Origin of the sequence: Arthrobacter sp. UCD-GKA (assembly GCF_001863355.1) — a bacterium.
Taxonomy (GTDB): Bacteria; Actinomycetota; Actinomycetes; order Actinomycetales; family Micrococcaceae; genus Paeniglutamicibacter.
The window spans coordinates 137,087-155,048 of sequence record NZ_MOLR01000015.1; the positions used below are offsets into that span (position 1 = coordinate 137,087).

17 protein-coding genes are annotated in these 17,962 nt (G+C 67.2%); 13 read left to right on the top strand and 4 right to left on the bottom strand.

The genetic code is table 11. The features are described from left to right. Positions 1–2 precede the first annotated feature (2 nt). The 6 genes from BLJ79_RS20420 (at position 3) to BLJ79_RS20445 (ending at position 6,099) form a co-directional block, all read left to right on the top strand. Complete coding sequence (locus BLJ79_RS20420) at positions 3–449, top strand: SRPBCC family protein (RefSeq protein WP_071216631.1); 447 nt, start codon at positions 3–5, stop codon at positions 447–449. A 126-nt stretch (positions 450–575) separates the two neighbouring features. Further along, positions 576–908, top strand: coding sequence for an antibiotic biosynthesis monooxygenase family protein (locus BLJ79_RS20425; RefSeq protein WP_071216632.1), 333 nt, complete (start codon positions 576–578; stop codon positions 906–908). Positions 909–921: 13 nt separating this feature from the next. Then, positions 922–1,734 carry an alpha/beta fold hydrolase gene (locus BLJ79_RS20430; protein ID WP_071216633.1) on the top strand — a complete coding sequence of 271 codons (813 nt, stop codon included), beginning with the start codon at positions 922–924 and terminating at the stop codon, positions 1,732–1,734. 342 nt (positions 1,735–2,076) lie between these two features. Further along, positions 2,077–2,553 (top strand): pyridoxamine 5'-phosphate oxidase family protein, encoded by a 477-nt coding sequence (locus BLJ79_RS20435; protein WP_071216634.1) that lies wholly within the window; start codon positions 2,077–2,079, stop codon positions 2,551–2,553. A gap of 1,384 nt (positions 2,554–3,937) precedes the next feature. Continuing rightward, entirely contained in the window at positions 3,938–5,047 is a 1,110-nt protein-coding gene (locus BLJ79_RS20440; protein WP_071216635.1) for a glycosyltransferase, read from the top strand. Further along, positions 5,044–6,099, top strand: coding sequence for a glycosyltransferase (locus BLJ79_RS20445; RefSeq protein ID WP_175475555.1), 1,056 nt, complete (start codon positions 5,044–5,046; stop codon positions 6,097–6,099). The genes BLJ79_RS20440 and BLJ79_RS20445 overlap by 4 nt, the downstream gene beginning before the upstream one ends. A gap of 100 nt (positions 6,100–6,199) precedes the next feature. On the opposite strand, the gene BLJ79_RS20450 is transcribed toward BLJ79_RS20445, so the two are convergent. Beyond that, positions 6,200–6,841: a glycosyltransferase gene (locus tag BLJ79_RS20450; protein WP_083411522.1), complete on the bottom strand. Its 642-nt coding sequence runs from the start codon at positions 6,839–6,841 to the stop codon at positions 6,200–6,202. Here BLJ79_RS20450 and BLJ79_RS20455 point away from each other — a divergent pair. From BLJ79_RS20455 to BLJ79_RS20480, 6 genes are all read left to right on the top strand, one after another. Then, the gene (locus BLJ79_RS20455) at positions 6,771–7,934 is read left to right on the top strand and encodes a glycosyltransferase (protein WP_071216638.1); all 1,164 of its coding nucleotides are present in this window, start codon (positions 6,771–6,773) and stop codon (positions 7,932–7,934) included. The two genes, BLJ79_RS20450 and BLJ79_RS20455, sit on opposite strands and share 71 nt — an antisense overlap. Before the next feature lie 234 nt (positions 7,935–8,168). Continuing rightward, on the top strand, positions 8,169–9,674 hold the full coding sequence (locus tag BLJ79_RS20460) for a fumarylacetoacetate hydrolase family protein (protein WP_071216639.1): 1,506 nt from the start codon (positions 8,169–8,171) through the stop codon (positions 9,672–9,674). Positions 9,675–9,681: 7 nt separating this feature from the next. Then, complete coding sequence (locus tag BLJ79_RS20465) at positions 9,682–10,341, top strand: GntR family transcriptional regulator (protein ID WP_071216640.1); 660 nt, start codon at positions 9,682–9,684, stop codon at positions 10,339–10,341. A gap of 54 nt (positions 10,342–10,395) precedes the next feature. Beyond that, a complete protein-coding gene (hpaE, locus tag BLJ79_RS20470) occupies positions 10,396–11,901 on the top strand; it encodes a 5-carboxymethyl-2-hydroxymuconate semialdehyde dehydrogenase (protein WP_071216641.1) in 1,506 nt (501 codons plus the stop codon). A gap of 47 nt (positions 11,902–11,948) precedes the next feature. After that, a complete protein-coding gene (gene hpaD / locus BLJ79_RS20475; RefSeq protein ID WP_071216642.1) occupies positions 11,949–13,058 on the top strand; it encodes a 3,4-dihydroxyphenylacetate 2,3-dioxygenase in 1,110 nt (369 codons plus the stop codon). 216 nt (positions 13,059–13,274) lie between these two features. Further along, a complete protein-coding gene (locus BLJ79_RS20480; protein WP_071216643.1) occupies positions 13,275–14,012 on the top strand; it encodes a hypothetical protein in 738 nt (245 codons plus the stop codon). A 7-nt stretch (positions 14,013–14,019) separates the two neighbouring features. On the opposite strand, the gene BLJ79_RS20485 is transcribed toward BLJ79_RS20480, so the two are convergent. The 3 genes from BLJ79_RS20485 to BLJ79_RS20495 all read right to left on the bottom strand — a co-directional run bounded on the left by BLJ79_RS20485 (position 14,020) and on the right by BLJ79_RS20495 (position 16,802). Then, positions 14,020–14,580: a dihydrofolate reductase family protein gene (locus BLJ79_RS20485; protein ID WP_071216644.1), complete on the bottom strand. Its 561-nt coding sequence runs from the start codon at positions 14,578–14,580 to the stop codon at positions 14,020–14,022. Between the two features lie 195 nt (positions 14,581–14,775). Beyond that, positions 14,776–15,489: a response regulator gene (locus tag BLJ79_RS20490; protein ID WP_502686118.1), complete on the bottom strand. Its 714-nt coding sequence runs from the start codon at positions 15,487–15,489 to the stop codon at positions 14,776–14,778. After that, a complete protein-coding gene (locus tag BLJ79_RS20495; RefSeq protein WP_071216645.1) occupies positions 15,486–16,802 on the bottom strand; it encodes a sensor histidine kinase in 1,317 nt (438 codons plus the stop codon). The genes BLJ79_RS20490 and BLJ79_RS20495 overlap by 4 nt, the downstream gene beginning before the upstream one ends. Before the next feature lie 320 nt (positions 16,803–17,122). On the opposite strand from BLJ79_RS20495, the gene BLJ79_RS20500 reads away from it, so the two are divergent. Continuing rightward, on the top strand, positions 17,123–17,950 hold the full coding sequence (locus tag BLJ79_RS20500; protein WP_175475556.1) for a GAP family protein: 828 nt from the start codon (positions 17,123–17,125) through the stop codon (positions 17,948–17,950). Positions 17,951–17,962: the final 12 nt, after the last annotated feature.

The window sequence follows — 17,962 nt, forward strand, 5'->3', positions numbered from 1 at the left end:
AGATGGTCGATCCCAGGTACGAGATCGTGATCCAGCGGCCGCGAGCAGTCGTGGCCGGGTATGCGGCCGATCCTTCCAACGCCCCGTCGTGGTACGCGAACATCGGCTCGGCCGACCACCGGGGCGGCCCGCCGCTGGGCGTGGGCACGCTCGCGGACTTCGGCGCCCGCTTCCTGGGGCGGGAGCTGAAATACACCTACAAGTTCACCGACTGGGTGCCCGGCAGCAGGCTGGTCATGCGCACTGCCCAGGGCCCCTTCCCCATGAAGACCACCTACACGTGGGAAGACGTGGGAACCTCAACGCGCATGGTCCTGGCCAACACCGGCGAACCCGCCGGGTTTTCGAAGGCTGCCGGATTCCTGATGGCGCCGATGATGCGCCGGGCCATGGGCCAGGACCTGCGCAAGCTCAAGGCCCTGCTCGAGGCCGGAGCAGCCGACGGCTGACCCGCGAACCGCTGTTCCCGCCCAAGGCTCCCCTGCCACGGCGGGCGCAGCGGGACAGTGCCGCGGACGAGACGCTCCGCGGCACTGTTTCGCATCGGCGTGCCGGGGTGGTGCACACTGGGATGCATGATCACCGAACACGCATTGCTGCCGGTCATCGCCGGCATGGAGGACGAATTCATGGCAGCCTTCGAGCAGGCCCGCCCGTTGATTTCCGCCACCGAGGGCTTCGGCGGCCTGCAGCTGTCCCGCAGCATCGAGACGCCCAACCATTTCCTGCTGCTGGTCTCCTGGGCATCCGTCGAGGCGCACACCGTGGGCTTCCGCGGCTCGGGGAACTACGGCCACTGGAAGGCCCTGCTGCATCGCTTCTACGAGCCGTTCCCGGTGGTCGAACACTTTCAGGCCGTTGAACCGGCAACCACGGCCCGGGCATTCGCCAAGCCCTTCCGGATCTGAAAGGATCTGCCACATGGAATCCACACACGAGCACCTCGTCGAAGGCACCGCCAACGCCCTGGGCCTGACGGTTTACGAACCCGGCACCGCCTCGGCGCTGCGACCCGTCGTGCTACTGCACGGCTTTGCCTCTTCCAGCGAGTTGAACTGGGTGAAATCCGGGTGGATCCGCTCGCTGACCGAGGCCGGCCGCAAGGTGCTGGCCGTCGATCTTCCCGGCCACGGCACCTCCCCGGCGCCCGAGGACCTGGATGCCTACACGCCCAGCCGGATGCGCGCGGATTTGCTGCAGCTGTTGATGGACCACGGGGCGAAAACCCTGTCGGACAACGACCCGCTCAGCGGCGTCGACATGGTCGGCTATTCCCTGGGCGCGCGCCTGGCCTGGGAATTCGGCGGCACCCAGCCGCAGCTGGTCAACCGGCTCGTGCTCGGCGGGCCGGCGAGCATCGACCCGCTGGCCGCCTTCGACCTGGACGCCGCACAGCAATTCCTGGCCGACGGCACCTCGATCGCCGACGAGTCGACGGCAGATTTGCTGCGCATGGCGATGACCGTGGAATCCAACGACATGTTCTCGCTCATGAGCATGATCCAGGCCATCAAGACCGAGCCCTTCTCCCCCGAGCAGATGGTCCCCGCCATGCCCACGCTGCTGGTGGCCGGGGACGGGGACGCGTTGGCCACGACGATGCCGCGGCTGACCGAGCTGCTGGCAGCCCGCAACACCGAGAAGTCCGTGCTCTGGCTGGCCGGACGCGACCATGCCAACGCGGTGACCAGCCGGGAATTCAGAAACGCGGCCGTATCGTTCCTGGCCGACTGATCGGGAACGACGAGTGCACGGCGCCCCTGCTTCGGCATGGCCGTGATGTTGCACGGACCAGGGCCCCGGTGTTCCACAGGACCCACGGCGGCAACGTCATCCGTCGCGCGCGGATGTCGCGGACCCATTCCTGGACCGGCCAGGGTGCATCGGCCACCGCGCGACGGCGCTTTTCATCGGGCCGTCGTAGATGGTGCCCCGAGGAAGCGGTAATCGCCCGAACCTGCATCCGGACCTAACCCTCACGCCGAAGCAAGTCGCTGGCCGATGTTTGCCAATTCCTTCCATCTCGACAGATAACCGGTAGCGTGGGGCAAACCCAGATATCAAAGGAGCTACAGCATGGCCAACGAAGAGGTAGAAAAGGTTCTCGAGATCATCAAGGACGTGCGGATCGGCATGTTCACCACGCACGGAAGGGACGCGCTGCTTAGCCGTCCACTCACGGTTACGGAGGTGGACGGGAACGGGGACCTCTGGTTTTTCTCCACCGTTAGCTCCGAGATCGTCGGAGAGGTCAAGGCCAACCACAGCGTCAACGTCTCCTTTGCGGGCGCAAAGAAGTGGGTGTCTGTCAGCGGCCGGGCGACAGTGGTTCAGGAAGTCGAGAAGAAGCGCGAGTTGTGGAATTCGATGGTCGAGACCTTCGCCCCCGACGGTGTCGATTCACCGAACACCGTGTTGCTCCATGTCGAATCGGATTCCGCGGAGTACTGGGAAAACCCCGGCGGTGCGGCAAGTGTTGTGGCCAGCTGGGTCAAGCAAAAGGTCACCGGCAAGGGCAGCGCCCCCGGCGACTCCGCCACGGTCGAGCTCTAGCTCAGGCTCTGGCTCTGGCTCCACCAACGTGACGTGCCGGGTCCCTGGCTTTCCGGAAGCCAGGGACCCGGCACGCGTTTGCGGTGCATGATGTCGTGGCATCCCGCCGGGGACGAATCAAGCCACGGGAACACCCGCGACTGCGCGCGGTGCGACGCTACGCCTCGTACCCATGGTCCCGGCATTGCGGGGGTTTGTCCCCTGCTGCTTCCCCGGGCGCCGAGGTCTGCTCGACCTCCGGCTCGAAACCTGATTTCTTGGCCGTGGGATATTCTCATGTCCAGCGATTTCGAATTCAGCTTCCAGGTTTGGTCGTTGCCGACCCGGTGTGCCTGGCCGGACCATCGTAGATGTCTGAGCGTTCCGGATCTTTCGGCCGTAGGTTCAACGGGTCGGCTTCGGCTTCACGGTCTCTGGCATCCTGCTCGGGTTCGCCGTGTTGCGGCACGGCGCAGCGGCGTTGTCCCGCATCGGGCACCGAGACCAAGCCAACGCCGGTTTTTCGGTCCGATTGCGAGATGGTTGGGTATACCTGCGTCGAAGTGGTCCTGGCCCTCTGGCGGCGCCTCCAATCCAGTACCGTCCGCTTCAGGATCGACAGCGGGCGCGGCCAAGCTCGGACTGCCCCGGTCGCGACCCGACCCCGGACCGAATGCGCCGATAGTCGGAACATTGCCGATCCCCGACCCGGCTTCCGCCTCGTCAGGAAATTGGGCGCTGAAGCATTCGGGGCCCCGGAACGGGTCGACCATTCCCGGCTTCGCCGAACCGTTGGGGGTCCCCATGGGACTACCCATCGGTATGTGATCCCAAGACGACCTCGGAATAATCGTCCGCATGTTCGGTACCGGCGTTTTGTGGTGTGGTTGGAATGTCGTTCCTCCTTGGTTGCCGGGGAACCCCCGGAATTCCTCAGTGACGTGATCAGCGCGGTCTTTGTCCGGTCCTGGCTCCGGTAGCCACTCCAGCCGTTTCTGCCGCCCGGCCTGTGCGGAGCTCTACGACTTGCGGCAGGCTTCCGATTCGCCGCCGTGTTCCTCACGCTGCTGGGCCATCGCCGCCATGCCGGGCACTGCGTGTGCCCTGCGGCGGCGACATGGCGTGCCGAACCCCGTCACGGAGCGTCTCGAGTGGTAGCGAATCCGAAGGGATCGGCCGGGCATGTTGCTTCCTTTCACGTTGGCCCCGCCCGCTGCCCGGTCTGCCCTGCGCCGGGGAACGGGCGGTCGCACCCCGCGGATTCTTCCTGGGGTTGCAAAAAGCTATCCGAGACCGAACTTCTGACCATATCCTGACAGAACACCACACTTCCCGATACATAGGCGGAAGGCGCCCACCTGCCAGCGCCCTGACGAAGGAGATAGCTTTCCATGCGGATGCGTACATGATCCGAGCCCTCCCCGCAGACGACCGCCTTCGGATCGCGGTCCTGGCGCACTTGCACCACCCGGTGGTCCCGCCATTTGCCGGCGGCATGGAATCCCACACCGCCCATCTGGTCGACGGACTCGCTGCTCGGGGACATGATGTCACGCTCTTTGCAAAACAGGGCAGCGAAGCCACATGCCGGGTCGAACCCGTGCTCGCGCGTTCCTATGCGGTGGACGGCTACCCCGACAGCGATGGGCGCGACCGGCAACACCTCGTCCTCGATAGCGCCATGGCCCGGGCCGTCAGGCGTATCCGCGGAGAACGATTTGATGCAGTGTTGAATAATTCCCTCAGCCCCGTACCCCACCGGGAACTCGCCGGGGTACCGACCTTGCATGTCCTGCACACCCCGGTCTTGCCCCGCCTGGCCGAGATATTCGGTGCCCCGGGCTGGAGTCCGGACTCGGCGCACCGCCACGTCACCGTCTCGCATGCCAACGCCAGCGCCTGGCGCCAATGGTTGCCTGAGGTCGACGTGGTCCACAACGGCATCACGCTGGATAGCTGGCGGGCCGGTGCTGGCCCACTGCGCGGCACCGCTGCTTGGACCGGGCGCATCACGCCGGAAAAGGGTACCCACTTGGCCATCGCCGCTGCCCGTGCAACCAACATGAAGCTGAAGATCGCCGGCCCGATCCAGGACCGAGACTACTTCAGTGCATTGGTCGAACCGGAACTGGACGCAGACATCATCTATCTCGGGCATCTGGATCAAGGGGAACTGGGCGCCATGATTGCGTCGGCCCAGGTGTTCATTTCCTCGCCATTGTGGGAGGAACCCTTTGGACTCACCACCCTGGAGGCGATCGCTTGCGGCACCCCGGTTGCCGCGCTTCCGTTCGGCGCGATGACCGAAATCATCAACAGGCACTCCGGTGTCCTTGCCACGGGCCCCGACGCCGGATCCCTGGCCAGGGCCGTCCTCGGGGCCCGGGAACTGGACCGTGGGAAGGTACGCGCCAGTGTGCGCTCTTTTTCGTTGGACTCGATGATCGACGCTTATGAAGGGCACTTGCGTTCAGTTGTGCTCATGCCGCAATGCACCCCGGGGCGGCTCTCGTGAAGTACAAGGTCTCTTACTACGCCCACCACCATGGCACCGGGCACTTGCGTCATGCACAGCGCCTGGCGGAACTGGGCGGAATGGAATTGCAGGTCGCCAGCACCGGCGAGCGCCGGCTTGATCTGTTGTCAGGGGACCTGGAATACGTGGCATTGCCCGCGGATGCAGGTCCTCTGCAGAAGCACGGAAAGATGCGTTCCGGGGACGCCCTGCACTATGCCCCGGTCGGGCCTGGCATCCAACGGCGCTTCACCATGTTGAACCAGGCCTGGGCGCGGTTTGCCCCGGACGTGGTCATGGTGGATGTCTCCGTGGAAGTCGCCTTGTTTGCCAGGCTCAGCGGCTACCCCGTAGCCTTCCGGCGAATGCCAGGGGACCGCACCGACCCTGCGCATCGACTTGCCTATGAGGTCTCCGACGGAATCTTTGGGTATTTTCCGGCAGCTCTCGAGGACCCCGCCCACTTAAGGGACTTCGGCGAGAAGAGCCACTACCTGGGCGCGCCGGGATCCATGCCTGCGCCAACGGTTCCCCGTGCCGCTCGATCCCGCCGCCGTCGCGTGGTGGTGCAGACATCGCTGGCGTCCTCGATTCCGCTGCGGCAGTTGGCGGACGCGGCTGCCGCATCCAGTGGTTGGCAATGGGAGGTTGCCGGTGCGGTGGACCAGGACGGGACCCCGCTGCCGCCTAACCTCCGACTGCACGGGGTCCTGTCCGATCCGACTCGGACGATGAGCGAAGCGGACTTGGTCATTAGCTCGGCGGGCCACAACGCAGTCGTGGCAGCCGCCGCGAGCGGGCGCCCGGTGCTGTTGGTCCCCGAGGACCGGCCCCACGGCGAGCAACTTCATTTTGCCCGGGCGCTTGAGGAGAAAGCGGGAGTACCGGTACTCGGATCATGGGAGACCACCGTCGATTGGCCGGATCTGCTGGAACGGGCGGTCGGCACGGATCCCGCGACATTGGCCAGCACCTTGTTGGTCACCCCCTCATGCTTCTCCGAGGCGTTGGAGTCGATGCTCGCCGCTTGCCTCGAAACGGCAGGGACATGATCCAGGATTCAGTAGGGATCGTTGCTGCGGGTTGCCGCGACTTCCGCTGTGGTCGGCATCCGCTGGACCCCGATCCCGGAGCCGGCGGGGTCCCACTGAATCAATCCCCTCTCGGCAAATGCTCCCAACCATGGTGCGGGACGGAAGCGGCAAGCAATGCTGCATCATCGTCACCGGCACCGTCGCGGAGCGCAGCCGTAAGATACCGGGGGGTCGCCATGGCCAGCGCCGGTCCCGCGTCGATGGCATCGAGCAGTGCTGTGATCAGCGTGGCCGACGGGATGCAGTCCACGTCCAGGAACACCAGATTCGGGCCAGCCGCCGCACGTGCGGCCGTGTTGCGGGCCCGTGCCAGCGGCAGGCCCGCTTCGCCCGGACGCGAGGAAACATGGTGGATGCGCAACGGCACGCAGCACGAAACAGGGGCCGGATTCGGCTCATTCATGTAGACGAGGACCACTTCGCCAGGGAGCTCGGCCGAGCGTTCCACGCCAGCCAGCAGGTTGCGCAAGTGTCCTGCCCTCCCGTGGGCGATCACGAGTACCGAAAAGCTCCGAGATTCCATCCATCCTCCTCCACTTCCCGCGGTCGTGCCGGGAAGGCACCGGCTGCCGTCCGCCGTACTGCACCAGCATACGTCCACGTCCAATGGGCCCTCGGGCACCCCGCCCATGTTCGCCAACTCCCGGGAGGAATACTTGAACCGCGCACGCATCACCGGACCTGTCAGGGTCGCATCCATCCCGAGTAACCAGATCTATATTCGCCATCTTGAGGACCCAGAGGCCTCGGCCTCGCCGCAGGTGCTCCGGCTGCCCGATCCTCCGCCCGAAACCGGCGTGCGATCCGTTCAATCCGGGTGGTGGCCTCCTGCCATGCTTTCGGCCGACTGGGTGCGGGCCAACCATGGCGCCTTTGACTTGATGCACATTCATTTCGGCTTTGACGCTGCAACCCCGGCACGGCTGCGTGACCTGGTCTCCGAGTTGCGCCGCCTCAGCAAGCCCCTGGTTTACACGGTGCACGATCTCGTCAACCCGCACCAGCCCGACCCAGCCGCGCATATGGAGCTGCTCGATGTGCTGATTCCGGCGGCGGACAAGCTGATCACGCTGACCGAGGGCGCGGCGGCGGAGATCCGCCGGCGCTGGGCCGTCGATGCCCAGGTGCTCCCGCATCCGCACGTCGTGGACTGCGCGTCCATGGAACGGATCCGTGCCGCACGCCAACGGCGGGCCGAAACACGGCCCGCCGGGTCTATGAAGCGGATCGGCGTGCATTTCAAGGGCTTGCGGCCCAACATGGACACGGGAATCCTTGATCCACTGGCGCGAGTCGTGGGGAAGATCCCCTCCGCCGGGCTCCAGGTCAATATCCACGCGCAGCCCCTGGATCCGGGCCACGCCGAATACCGGCCGGCGCTGGCGAATAAGTTGCATGCCGGCGCGAAGTCGGGACTCTGGGAGCTGCAGACCCACGAGTACTTCAGCGAGCCGGAGCTCTTCGCCTACCTCGCATCGCTGGATGCCTGTGTCCTGCCTTACCGCTTCGGCACCCACTCGGGCTGGCTCGAAGCGGCACTGGACGTGGGCACGCCCGTCGCGGTGCCCGACTGCGGGCACTATTCCGGCCAAGATGCCTCGGTTGCCACGTTCCGGCTGGCCCCCGGCGGGGTGGATGAAGATTCGCTTCTTGAGGCGGTCCGGAGATTGTTGCTGCGTCGGGGACTGCCGGGACTTGACGCGGCGGGGCGCCGCAGGCAGCGCCTCGGGATCGCGCGGGCCCACCGCGAAATCTACGAAACGCTCGTCGCCGGTATCCCTCCGGCGCGATGAATCCCCATGGTGCCGCCGACCGGGGAAGGCTGGGTCCGCAGGCCCCTGCCCCACCCGGGTGGACGTCGTCGACGGGGCGGGAACCGCCACGGGCCTTCCGCGTTCGCGCGGTGTATCCGCTTTTCCTCCGCCCGACCGGGCGGGACCGACCGTCTCGCGCTACACGTGTTGACAATCGCGGAGATCTCCATCACACTGGATCGTATACGATTTCATACACAACAGGAGGAAACCGTGAGCAGCGACGCCACCACCACCGAACCGGTGCAGGTCGACCAGTCCATCTTCGAGGCGGCCGGCAAGGTTCTTGCTGTACATCTTTCCTACTCCTCGCGTGCCGCCCAGCGCGGCCGCACCCCGGCCTTCCCGTCCTACTTCATGAAGGCCTCCTCCTCGCTGGCAACCTCCGGGTCCACCGTCGAGCGTCCCGCCGGCACCGAGCTGCTCGCCTTCGAGGGCGAGATCGCGCTGGTCATCGGCACCGATGCCCGCCGCGTCTCGGTCGAGGACGCCTGGTCCCACGTCGGGTCGGTGACCGCCTCCAACGACCTGGGCGTGTACGACATGAAGTACGCCGACAAGGGATCGAACATCCGCTCCAAGTCCGGCGACGGCTACACCCCGATGGGCCCGGTGCTGCTTCCGGCGGCGGCCGTGAACCCGGCGGCCCTGCGCATCCGCACCTGGGTCAACGGCGAGCTCGCCCAGGACGCCACGACCGAAGAACTCATCTTCTCCTTCGCGCAGATCGTCGCGGACCTCTCCCAGCAGATGACGCTGAAGGCAGGGGACGTGATCCTCACCGGCACCCCGGCCGGATCCTCCGTGATCGTCCCGGGCGACCTGGTCGAGGTGCAGGTCGACGACGAGGCCGCCGGCCTGTCCACCGGGCGCCTGGCCACCACCGTCGTGGAAGGCACCGCCGACTTCGCGGCCTTCGGCAACCAGCCCAAGATCACCGACGCGGACCGCATCGACGCCTTCGGCACCGCCGCCGGCGCGGGCATCGAGCTGCCGGTCACCGGCAAGCAGGCGCTGACCGACGACGTCAAGGAAAAGCTCATGTCGGTGGCCACCGCCACCATCTCCGGCGCCCTGCGCAAGCGCGGGCTGAACAACGTCTCGGTCGACGGTCTGCAGGCCACCAAGGGCATGAGGAAGGTCATCGGCACCGCCCGCACGCTGCGCTACGTCCCGAACCGCGAGGACCTCTTCAAGACCCACGGCGGCGGCTACAACGCGCAGAAGCGCGTCATCGACGACATCGGCCCGGGCGAGATCCTGGTCATGGAGGCCCGCGGCGAGAAGGGCTCCGGCACCCTGGGCGACATCCTGGCCATGCGCACCCAGGTGGCCGGCGCCGAGGCCATCATCACCGACGGCGGGGTCCGCGACCTGGACGCCGTCGCGGCCCTGGACATCCCCACCTTCCACAACGGGGCGCACCCGGCGGTCCTGGGGCGCAAGCACGTGCCGTGGGACACCGACGTGGCCGTGGGCTGCGGAGGGACCACCATCGTGCCCGGGGACATCGTGATCGCCGACGCAGACGGCATCCTGGTCATCCCGCCGCACCTGGCCGCCGAGATCGCCGAGGAGGTCGTCGAATCCGAGCGCCAGGACACGTTCGTCTTCCTGAACGTGTCCAAGGGCAGCAAGATCGAGGGCCTGTTCCCGATGAACGCGGCCTGGAAGGCCAAGTACAACCAGTGGGTCGCCGACGGCGAACCGGAAATCTAGGCCGACGATGGCCCCGAGCAAGTCAGAGTCGGCCTACCGGCTGCTGCACGAGAAGATCACCGAGGGAACCTTCACCCCCGGCTACCGGCTGGTGCTGGGCGCCATCGCCGCCGAGCTTGGCTGCTCGGTGGTCCCGGTCCGCGAGGCCATCCGCCGTCTGGAGGCCGAGGGCCTGGTGACCTTCGAACGCAACGTCGGGGCCATGGTGGCCGCGGCCGACATGACGCTCTACCTGCACACCATGCAGACCCTGGCGATCATCGAGGGCGCAGCCACCGCGCTGAGCGCCCCGTTCATCGACGCCGACCAGCTGGCCGCGGCCCGGTCCATAAACCAGGCCATGGCCGACCTGTTGGTCGACTTCGATGCGGTGCGCTTCACCGAGCTGAACAACGAGTTCCACCAGGTGCTCTACCGCAATTGCCCCAACCCGCACATCCTGGAGCTGGTGCAGCGCGGCTGGAACCGCCTGGCCGCGATGCGCTCCTCCTCCTTCACCCACATCCCGGGGCGCGCCCGGGAATCGGTGAAGGAACATGCAAACCTGCTGGATTTGATCGAGGCCAATGCCCCGGCCGCACAGATCGAGCAGGCGGCCCGGGCCCACCGGACCACCACCCTGAACGCCTACCTCGCGGCGGCCAACCTCCCGGCCTCCCCGCTCTAGCACTTCCGCAGCACACCACCTTCCCCGCAATCCCCCCCCACAAGGAGCCAGTAAATGAGCAAGCACTTCGTTCCCGAGAACCTTCCCACGACCATCCAGCACTACATCGGCGGCAAGTTCGTCGACTCCATCAACGGGGAGACCTTCGAGGTCCTGGACCCGGTGACCAACACGACCTACGCCACGGCAGCCGCCGGCCAGAAGGCCGACATCGATGCAGCCGTCGCCGCGGCCACCGAGGCGTTCAAGAACGGCCCGTGGCCGACCATGAGCCCCCGGGCCCGTGCCAAGGTGCTGTACAAGATCGCCGACGCCGTCGTCGCCCAGGAAGACCGCCTGGCCGAGATGGAAACCTTCGACACCGGCCTGCCGATCACCCAGGCCCGCGGCCAGGCGCAGCGCGCCGCGGAGAACTTCCGCTTCTTCGCCGACCTCATCGTCGCCCAGCACGACACCGCGTTGAAGGTCCCCGGATCGCAGCTGAACTACGTGAACCGCAAGCCGATCGGCGTCGCCGGGTTGATCACCCCGTGGAACAYCCCGTTCATGCTCGAGTCCTGGAAGCTCGCCCCGTCCATCGCCTCCGGCTGCACCGTGGTGCTCAAGCCGGCCGAGTTCACCCCGCTGTCCGCCTCGTTGTGGGCCACCATCTTCGAGGAGGCCGGCCTGCCGGCCGGCGTCTTCAACCTGGTCAACGGCATCGGCGAGGAAGCCGGCGACGCGCTGGTCAAGCACCCGGACGTGCCGCTGATTTCCTTCACCGGGGAGTCCTCCACCGGCCAGCTGATCTTCCGCAACTGCGCCGAGAACCTCAAGGGCATGAGCATGGAGCTGGGCGGCAAGTCCCCGGCCATCGTCTTCGCCGACGCGGACTTCGACGCGGCCATCGACTCGACCCTCTTCGGCGTCTTCTCGCTGAACGGCGAGCGCTGCACCGCCGGAAGCCGCATCCTGGTCGAACGCCCGATCTACGAGAAGTTCATCGAGGCCTACGCCGCGCGTGCCAAGAACATCAAGGTCGGGGACCCGCACGATCCCGAAACCCAGGTCGGCGCGCTGGTCCACCCCGAGCACTACGACAAGGTCATGAGCTACGTGGAGATCGGCAAGACCGAGGCCCGCGTCGTGGCCGGCGGCGGCCGCCCGGAGAACCTGCCCGAGGGCCAGGAAAACGGCTCCTACGTCGCCCCGACCGTGTTCGTGGACGTCGCCCCGGACGCCCGGATCTTCCAGGAGGAGATCTTCGGCCCCGTCGTGGCGATCACCCCGTTCGACACCGACGAGGAGGCCCTGGCCCTGGCCAACAACACCAAGTACGGGCTGGCCGCCTACGTGTGGACCAACGACCTCAAGCGCGCGCACAACTTCGCGCAGGATGTCGAGGCCGGCATGGTCTGGCTCAACAGCCACAACGTGCGCGACCTGCGCAGCCCGTTCGGTGGCGTGAAGGCCTCGGGCCTGGGCCACGAGGGCGGCTACCGCTCGATCGACTTCTACACCGACCAGCAGGCCGTGCACATCACCCTCGGTGAGGTCCACACCCCCAAGTTCGGCGCCTAGGCACTTCCACAACTTTCCAGCTTTATTCGCGAAGGAGCGAACCCGTCATGACCAAGACCCCAGCAAACCCCATTCCCACCCCCTCGGTTCCGGCCCCGGACATCCTGCGCTGCGCCTACGCCGAACTCGTCGTCACCGACCTGGCCGCATCGCGCAAGTTCTACGTCGATGTGCTGGGACTGCACGTCACCGAGGAAGACGAGAACCAGATCTACCTGCGCTCCTTCGAGGAGTTCATCCACCACAACCTGGTGCTGACCCAGGGACCGGTCGCCGCACTGAAGGCCATGGCCTTCCGCGTGCGCTCCAACGCCGACGTGGATGCCGCCGAGGCGTACTACAAGGAACTGGGCTGCCGCACCGAACGCCGCACCGAGGGTTTCGTGAAGGGCATCGGCGATTCGGTCCGCGTCGAGGACCCGATGGGCTTCCCGTACGAGTTCTTCTTCGAGACCGACCACGTCGAGCGCCTGCACCAGCGCTACGACATCTACTCGGCCGGCGAGCTGGTCCGCCTGGACCACTTCAACCAGGTCGTCCCTGACGTCCCGCGCGGCCGCGCCTACCTGGAGGACCTGGGCTTCCGGGTCACCGAGGACATCCAGGACGAGGAGGGCACCACCTACGCCGCCTGGATGCACCGCAAGGGCACCGTGCACGACACCGCCCTGACCGGCGGCGACGGACCGCGCCTGCACCACGTGGCATTCTCCACCCACGAGAAGCACAACATCATCCAGRTCTGCGACAAGATGGGCGCGCTGCGCATGTCCGACCGCATCGAGCGCGGACCGGGCCGCCACGGCGTCTCCAACGCGTTCTACCTCTACATCCTGGACCCCGATGACCACCGCATCGAGATCTACACCCAGGACTACTACACCGGGGACCCGGACAACCCGGTGATCACCTGGGACGTGCACGACAACCAGCGCCGCGACTGGTGGGGCAACCCCGTGGTCCCGTCCTGGTACACCGAGGCCTCCCTGGTCCTGGACCTGGACGGCAACCCGCAGGAAGTCATCAAGCGCACCGATTCCTCGGAGATGGCTGTGACCGTGGGGGCCGACGGCTTCTCCTACACCCGCGCACCGGGCGACGCGCTGACCGGCGACCCGGGCGAGGAAGTCGGCTTCAAGATGGGCCACCAGCTCTAGCCGGCACCCGGCAACCCGCCGCATAACCGGACCTTCGCGTCCGATCGGGGGCCGGCGTGCATGCACCATCCTGGCGATGGGGCGTGCGCGCCGGCCCCTTTGGCGTTCGAAGGATCCCGCCGCTGTCCGGGCGGCCGATTGGGTGGATCTTGAGGAATGGGAAAGCCTCGGTAGGAGTCCTGGTGGACCGGTGGTCAGCTCGTAGACTGTCGGCCTATGACGACTTCAGGCTTAGGCCGATCCCACGAGATCCGAATTCAGCTTCAGCATCCGGAACGGTTCTGGTTCGCCCGCGTGTCGGAGATGCCCTGGTTCGTGGACCCTGACGAGGCAGACGGAGGTCAACGCCATGCGGATCGTGACACCATCCGCTGGGGTGCCGTGGGGGAAATAATCCAAGAGCTAGGTGGAAAGCTGGCCCGTCAAGAGTTCCATAGGCAAGATGACGAGGACGAAGGCCAATTTGAGCTGGTTGCCGATGACAGGTTGGAGCTGAGCGAGGTTGAACGCAAGATCGTCACGTCTTGGTTTAGCGACGCCGAAGCCCCTCAAGGAGATCCATGGCTGGATAACCTGGTCAATGGTCGGCATCGTCTGTCAGGCGTCTGGAAAACCGATCCCAATGCAACTCTGCCAATCCTTTCTGATCATCTGATGTACGAAGACTCGATAGACGTGATGGGCGAGGAATTTGAGCAAGGGCTCTTTCTCTCCTCGAAAATCGGGCTACTGAAGATCTCTGAAGAAGCACCTGTCAGGGCACGCTCGATCCACTATTTCGAGCGGCTTGAGCACCATGCAAGGCAGGCTCCCACGACTCCCGAGGCTGAGCTTCAAATCGAACTGGAACTCCTAGAGACCGGGTATTTGGACGTTGACCCTATCGAGCATGAACCAGAAGTGTCGGAAAGCCGCAAGGCGGGCTTTTTCCAACGCTTCTTCGGCCGGGGATAGCAGCCGGCTAGTGCAGCACCCGGTGGCGCATGAAGACCATGCCGTTGGCGAAGCGGCGTTCCTCGAGCAGTTCCAGCGGTTGGCGGATCCCATCGGGGAACATCGGCTTCCCTCCCCCGACGAGCATCGGGGCCACATAGACCTGGCACTCGTCGATGAGCCCCGCGCGCCACGCCTCGGCCGCGATCGTCGCGCCGGAGACGTTCAGGTCCTTTGCCGCGCTTTCCTTCAAGGCCCGCACCGAACCGGCATCGAAGCTGCGCTCGATCCGCGTGCGCTTCGTGCTTGCCGCTTCAAGGGTGCGCGAGAAGACGACCTTGTCGGCGGCCTGCCAGAGCCTGGCGAATTCCGCGTCCCCGGGCGACCCGGCGGCATAGCCGGGGTCGGTTTCCCAGCCGGCCATCATTTCGTACATGGTGCGCCCGTAAAGGTAGGTGCCCACGTCGCGCTCTTTGGCGTTGATGAAGTCCATGACCTCTTCGCCCGGGTAGGCCCAGCCGAAGTCCCCCGTTGTGTCGGCGACGTAGCCATCCAGCGAGGCGAGGTATGCGTAGATCAGCTTGGCCATGGTGCTACCCTTCCCGAGCGCCCCGGGTGTCCCCGAACGGCGGACGGGGGTCCTGCGGCGCATCGGGTTCAGGCTACTCCCCGCCGGCCGTGAAGTCACCGGCGGACCGCGGCGGGGCAACCAGTCCCGCACGCGGACAGCGCGATGCGCCGCGGGTGATGGTTGGATCGGGCCCGGCTGCTCCGTGCGGATGTCCTATTCCTGTGCGAACGCACGGTGCGCGACCAGGGCGGCCTGGACCCTGGATGAGACTCCCAGCTTGCCCATGAGCCGTGAGACATGCGTCTTCACGGTGGTCTCGCCGATGCCCAGGTTCCGCCCGATCCGGTGGTTGGTGAGGCCCGCACCGAGTTCCCGCAGGACCTGCAGTTCCCGCCCGGTCAGCACCAGGCGGGGGTCGATGCCCGGGAACTGCGGCGCGGGCGCGGGCGCCGCCTCGAGCGCCGCGTGCACGATCTTGGCGGTGACCTCCGGGGCCAGCACCTGGTCGCCGCCGAGCACCGCGTGCATGGCGGCGATGATGGAGGACGGGGACGCGCTCTTGAGCAGGAAACCCTGGGCGCCCGCGGCCAGCGCGCCAAAGAGGTACTCGTCGTGGTCGAACGTGGTGAGCACCAGGACCTTGGACAGCGACTCGGCCACGATCCGCCCGGTGGCCGCAACCCCGTCCATGACGGGCATGCGCAGGTCCATGAGCACCACGTCCGGGCGCAGGGCGCGGGCCATCGACACCGCCGTGGCACCGTTCCCGGCCTCGCCGACGACGGTGAAACCCGGTGCCGATTCCACGACCATGCGCATGCCGAGCCGGACCGCGGCGTGGTCGTCGGCCAGCAGCACGGTGATCGCTTGCCGGGGCGGGGCCTCGCGGGGTTCGTGGCCGGGAACCGGCCCCTGGTGTGCGCTCACGTGGTTCCTTCGTTGAGGTGGGCAGGTGCGTGGCCGAGGGGCCTATCCGCTATCCCGGGCGCCGCGGCCGCTGCCGGCGGGCGGTGGCCCATCGGCAGCAGCATGAAGATCGCGAAGGTGTCGTTGGCCGTCGAGATCCGAAACGAGCCGCCCAGCTCGGCGCTTCGGGCCCGCATGCCCTGCAGCCCGGTGCCCGTGCCCGTGCCGTGGACGCCGGCGGCCCCGCCATCGCCCGGGTGCCCGGCGGCCGCCGGGTTGGAGGCCGAGAACAGCACCGACCCGTCGCGGGGCACCAGCGAGAGCGCGAGTTCGCCGTCCGGGGCATGCTTGGCGAAGTTGACCAGGGACTCGTTGACGCTGCGGTAGATGGTTGCCTGCGTCACGGCATCCAGGGTGCTTCCCCTTGCGGGCAGCTCGTTGCGGTAGGCGACGCGGAGCCCCGCGCCGCTGTAGGTCCGGACCAGGGCCGGGACATCGCCCAGCGACCCGGCCGGCGCGAGCGGGGTGCCGCGGTGCAGCATGCGGATCATGGTGTTCAGCTCCTCGATCCCGTTGACGCTCTGTGTACGGATGGCGTCCATGGCGCGGGCGGCCAGCTCCGGGTTCTGCGGGGAGTTCAGCGCCGCACCGCTTTGCAGCGCAATCGCGGCGAGCCGGGCGGAGAGCACGTCGTGGACCTCGCGGGCCATGGTGGTGCGCTCGGCCACCAGCATCCGTTCGTGTTCGGCCGCCTGCGCCGCCGAGCGCGCCTCCGCGGCCTCCGCCCTGGCCGCCGCGGTGCGGGCCTCGCTGGCCGCCAGCTCCCGGGCGTGGCGGATGTTTCCCGCCCATTGCGCCGGCATCACCAGGACCATCGCCGCAACCAGGGCGAGGGTCACGCTGATCGCGGCGGAACCGGTCACGAAGTACATCACGATGGTCAGCAGCGCCGTGAGGACCAGCGAGCCGTGCTCGGCGGCCCGCGAAACCCTGGCCCCGCCGAAGAGCACCAGCGTGAAGACGGACTCGAAGACCAGGAAGAACCCGCCGCTGCTGCCCACCAGCAACAGCCCGATCCCGGCCACCGCCATGGTGGCCGAGGCGGCCAGGACGTGGCGTTGCCTCAGCGCGACGGCCAGGCAGCCGATGGCCAGGGGCAGCGGCCACCACCCGTTGTATCGGTGCAGCCCCCAGGCCCCGTCGTTGTTCATGGCCAGCGCGTGCAACAGCCAGGTGACTCCGGCATAGCCCAGCGCCAGGGCCAGGTCCTGGGGTCGCACCCGTGCGCGGCGGCCGGGCCCGGGCGTCGCGGTGGCGTTCTCATCGTCTAGCACCCTTTCATCGTGGTACGTCGGGGCGCTATTACCAAGGGCGACACCACGAAGTGCCCCTGCCGGGTCCGTCGCTGGCGTTCCGGGCGTCTCGCGCGCGCCCGCGCGCGCCCGCGCGAGACCGAGACCCGGGGGCGACGCGCCGCAAACCCGGTGTGGCGGCAGGCATCGCGCGCGCGAGGCCCGGGGCAGCGGGGGCAGCGGATATGGCGGATGCGCGACGCGGCGCCCTGGCGTCGGCACCCGGTGTCCTACGAAGGGATGACCCCGGATGCTCCCATGGAGCGACGCCCATGCACCGGTGCCCGGGGGAAGCTGGAAGCATGATGCTTGGAACCACCGGATTGTTCGCCTCCCTGGCCGTGCTGGCCCTGATCGATGCCACCAGCATCGGCACCCTGGTGATCCCGGTGTGGCTGGTGCTGCGGGCGAAGTCGCGCGGAAACCTGCGCCCGGCACTGGGCTACCTGGGCGTTGTGGGGAGCTTCTACCTGGCCGTCGGGCTGCTGCTGCTCGGCGGCGTGGACCTGGTCAGCAAGGAATTCACCGGCGCGCTGCTGGGCTCCTCGACCTTCCGGTGGGCGGTGCTGCTGCTTGGCGCCGGGATGCTCGCCTGGTCCTTCAGGAAGAACCCGGACAAGGCCACGGCGGCATCCGGGGCCGTGCCTGCGGGTGCGGGTGCGGGCCGCCCGGCCGCCGAAACCGGCCGCGCACCGGCTCCCGCGCGGGGCGCCGCACACCAGGCCGGGCCGGGCTCCGAGGGCCGCTGGGCACGTCGGCTGGACGCGGCATTGGCCAGCCCGTGGGGCATTGCGGGGCTGGGCGTCACCGCCGGGCTCCTGGAACTGCCCACCATGCTTCCCTATCTGGGGGCCATCGGACTGCTGACCCAAAGTCCGTACCCCCTGCCGGCGCAATCCGGGCTGCTGGTGCTCTACTGCCTGGTGATGCTGCTTCCGGCAGCGGTGGTCATCGGCATCCGGGCGGTTGCCGGACCGAGGGTGCAGGGCCCGCTGGGGCGGCTCTCGGCGTGGCTGGCCAAGTCGTCCTCCCAGTGGCTGCCGTGGGTTGTGGGCATCCTCGGGTTCCTGATGATGCGGTCCTCGTTGGCGTTCCTGTTTCCCACCGCCGGGTGGAACCCCTTCAAGTGACCGGATTCCCCT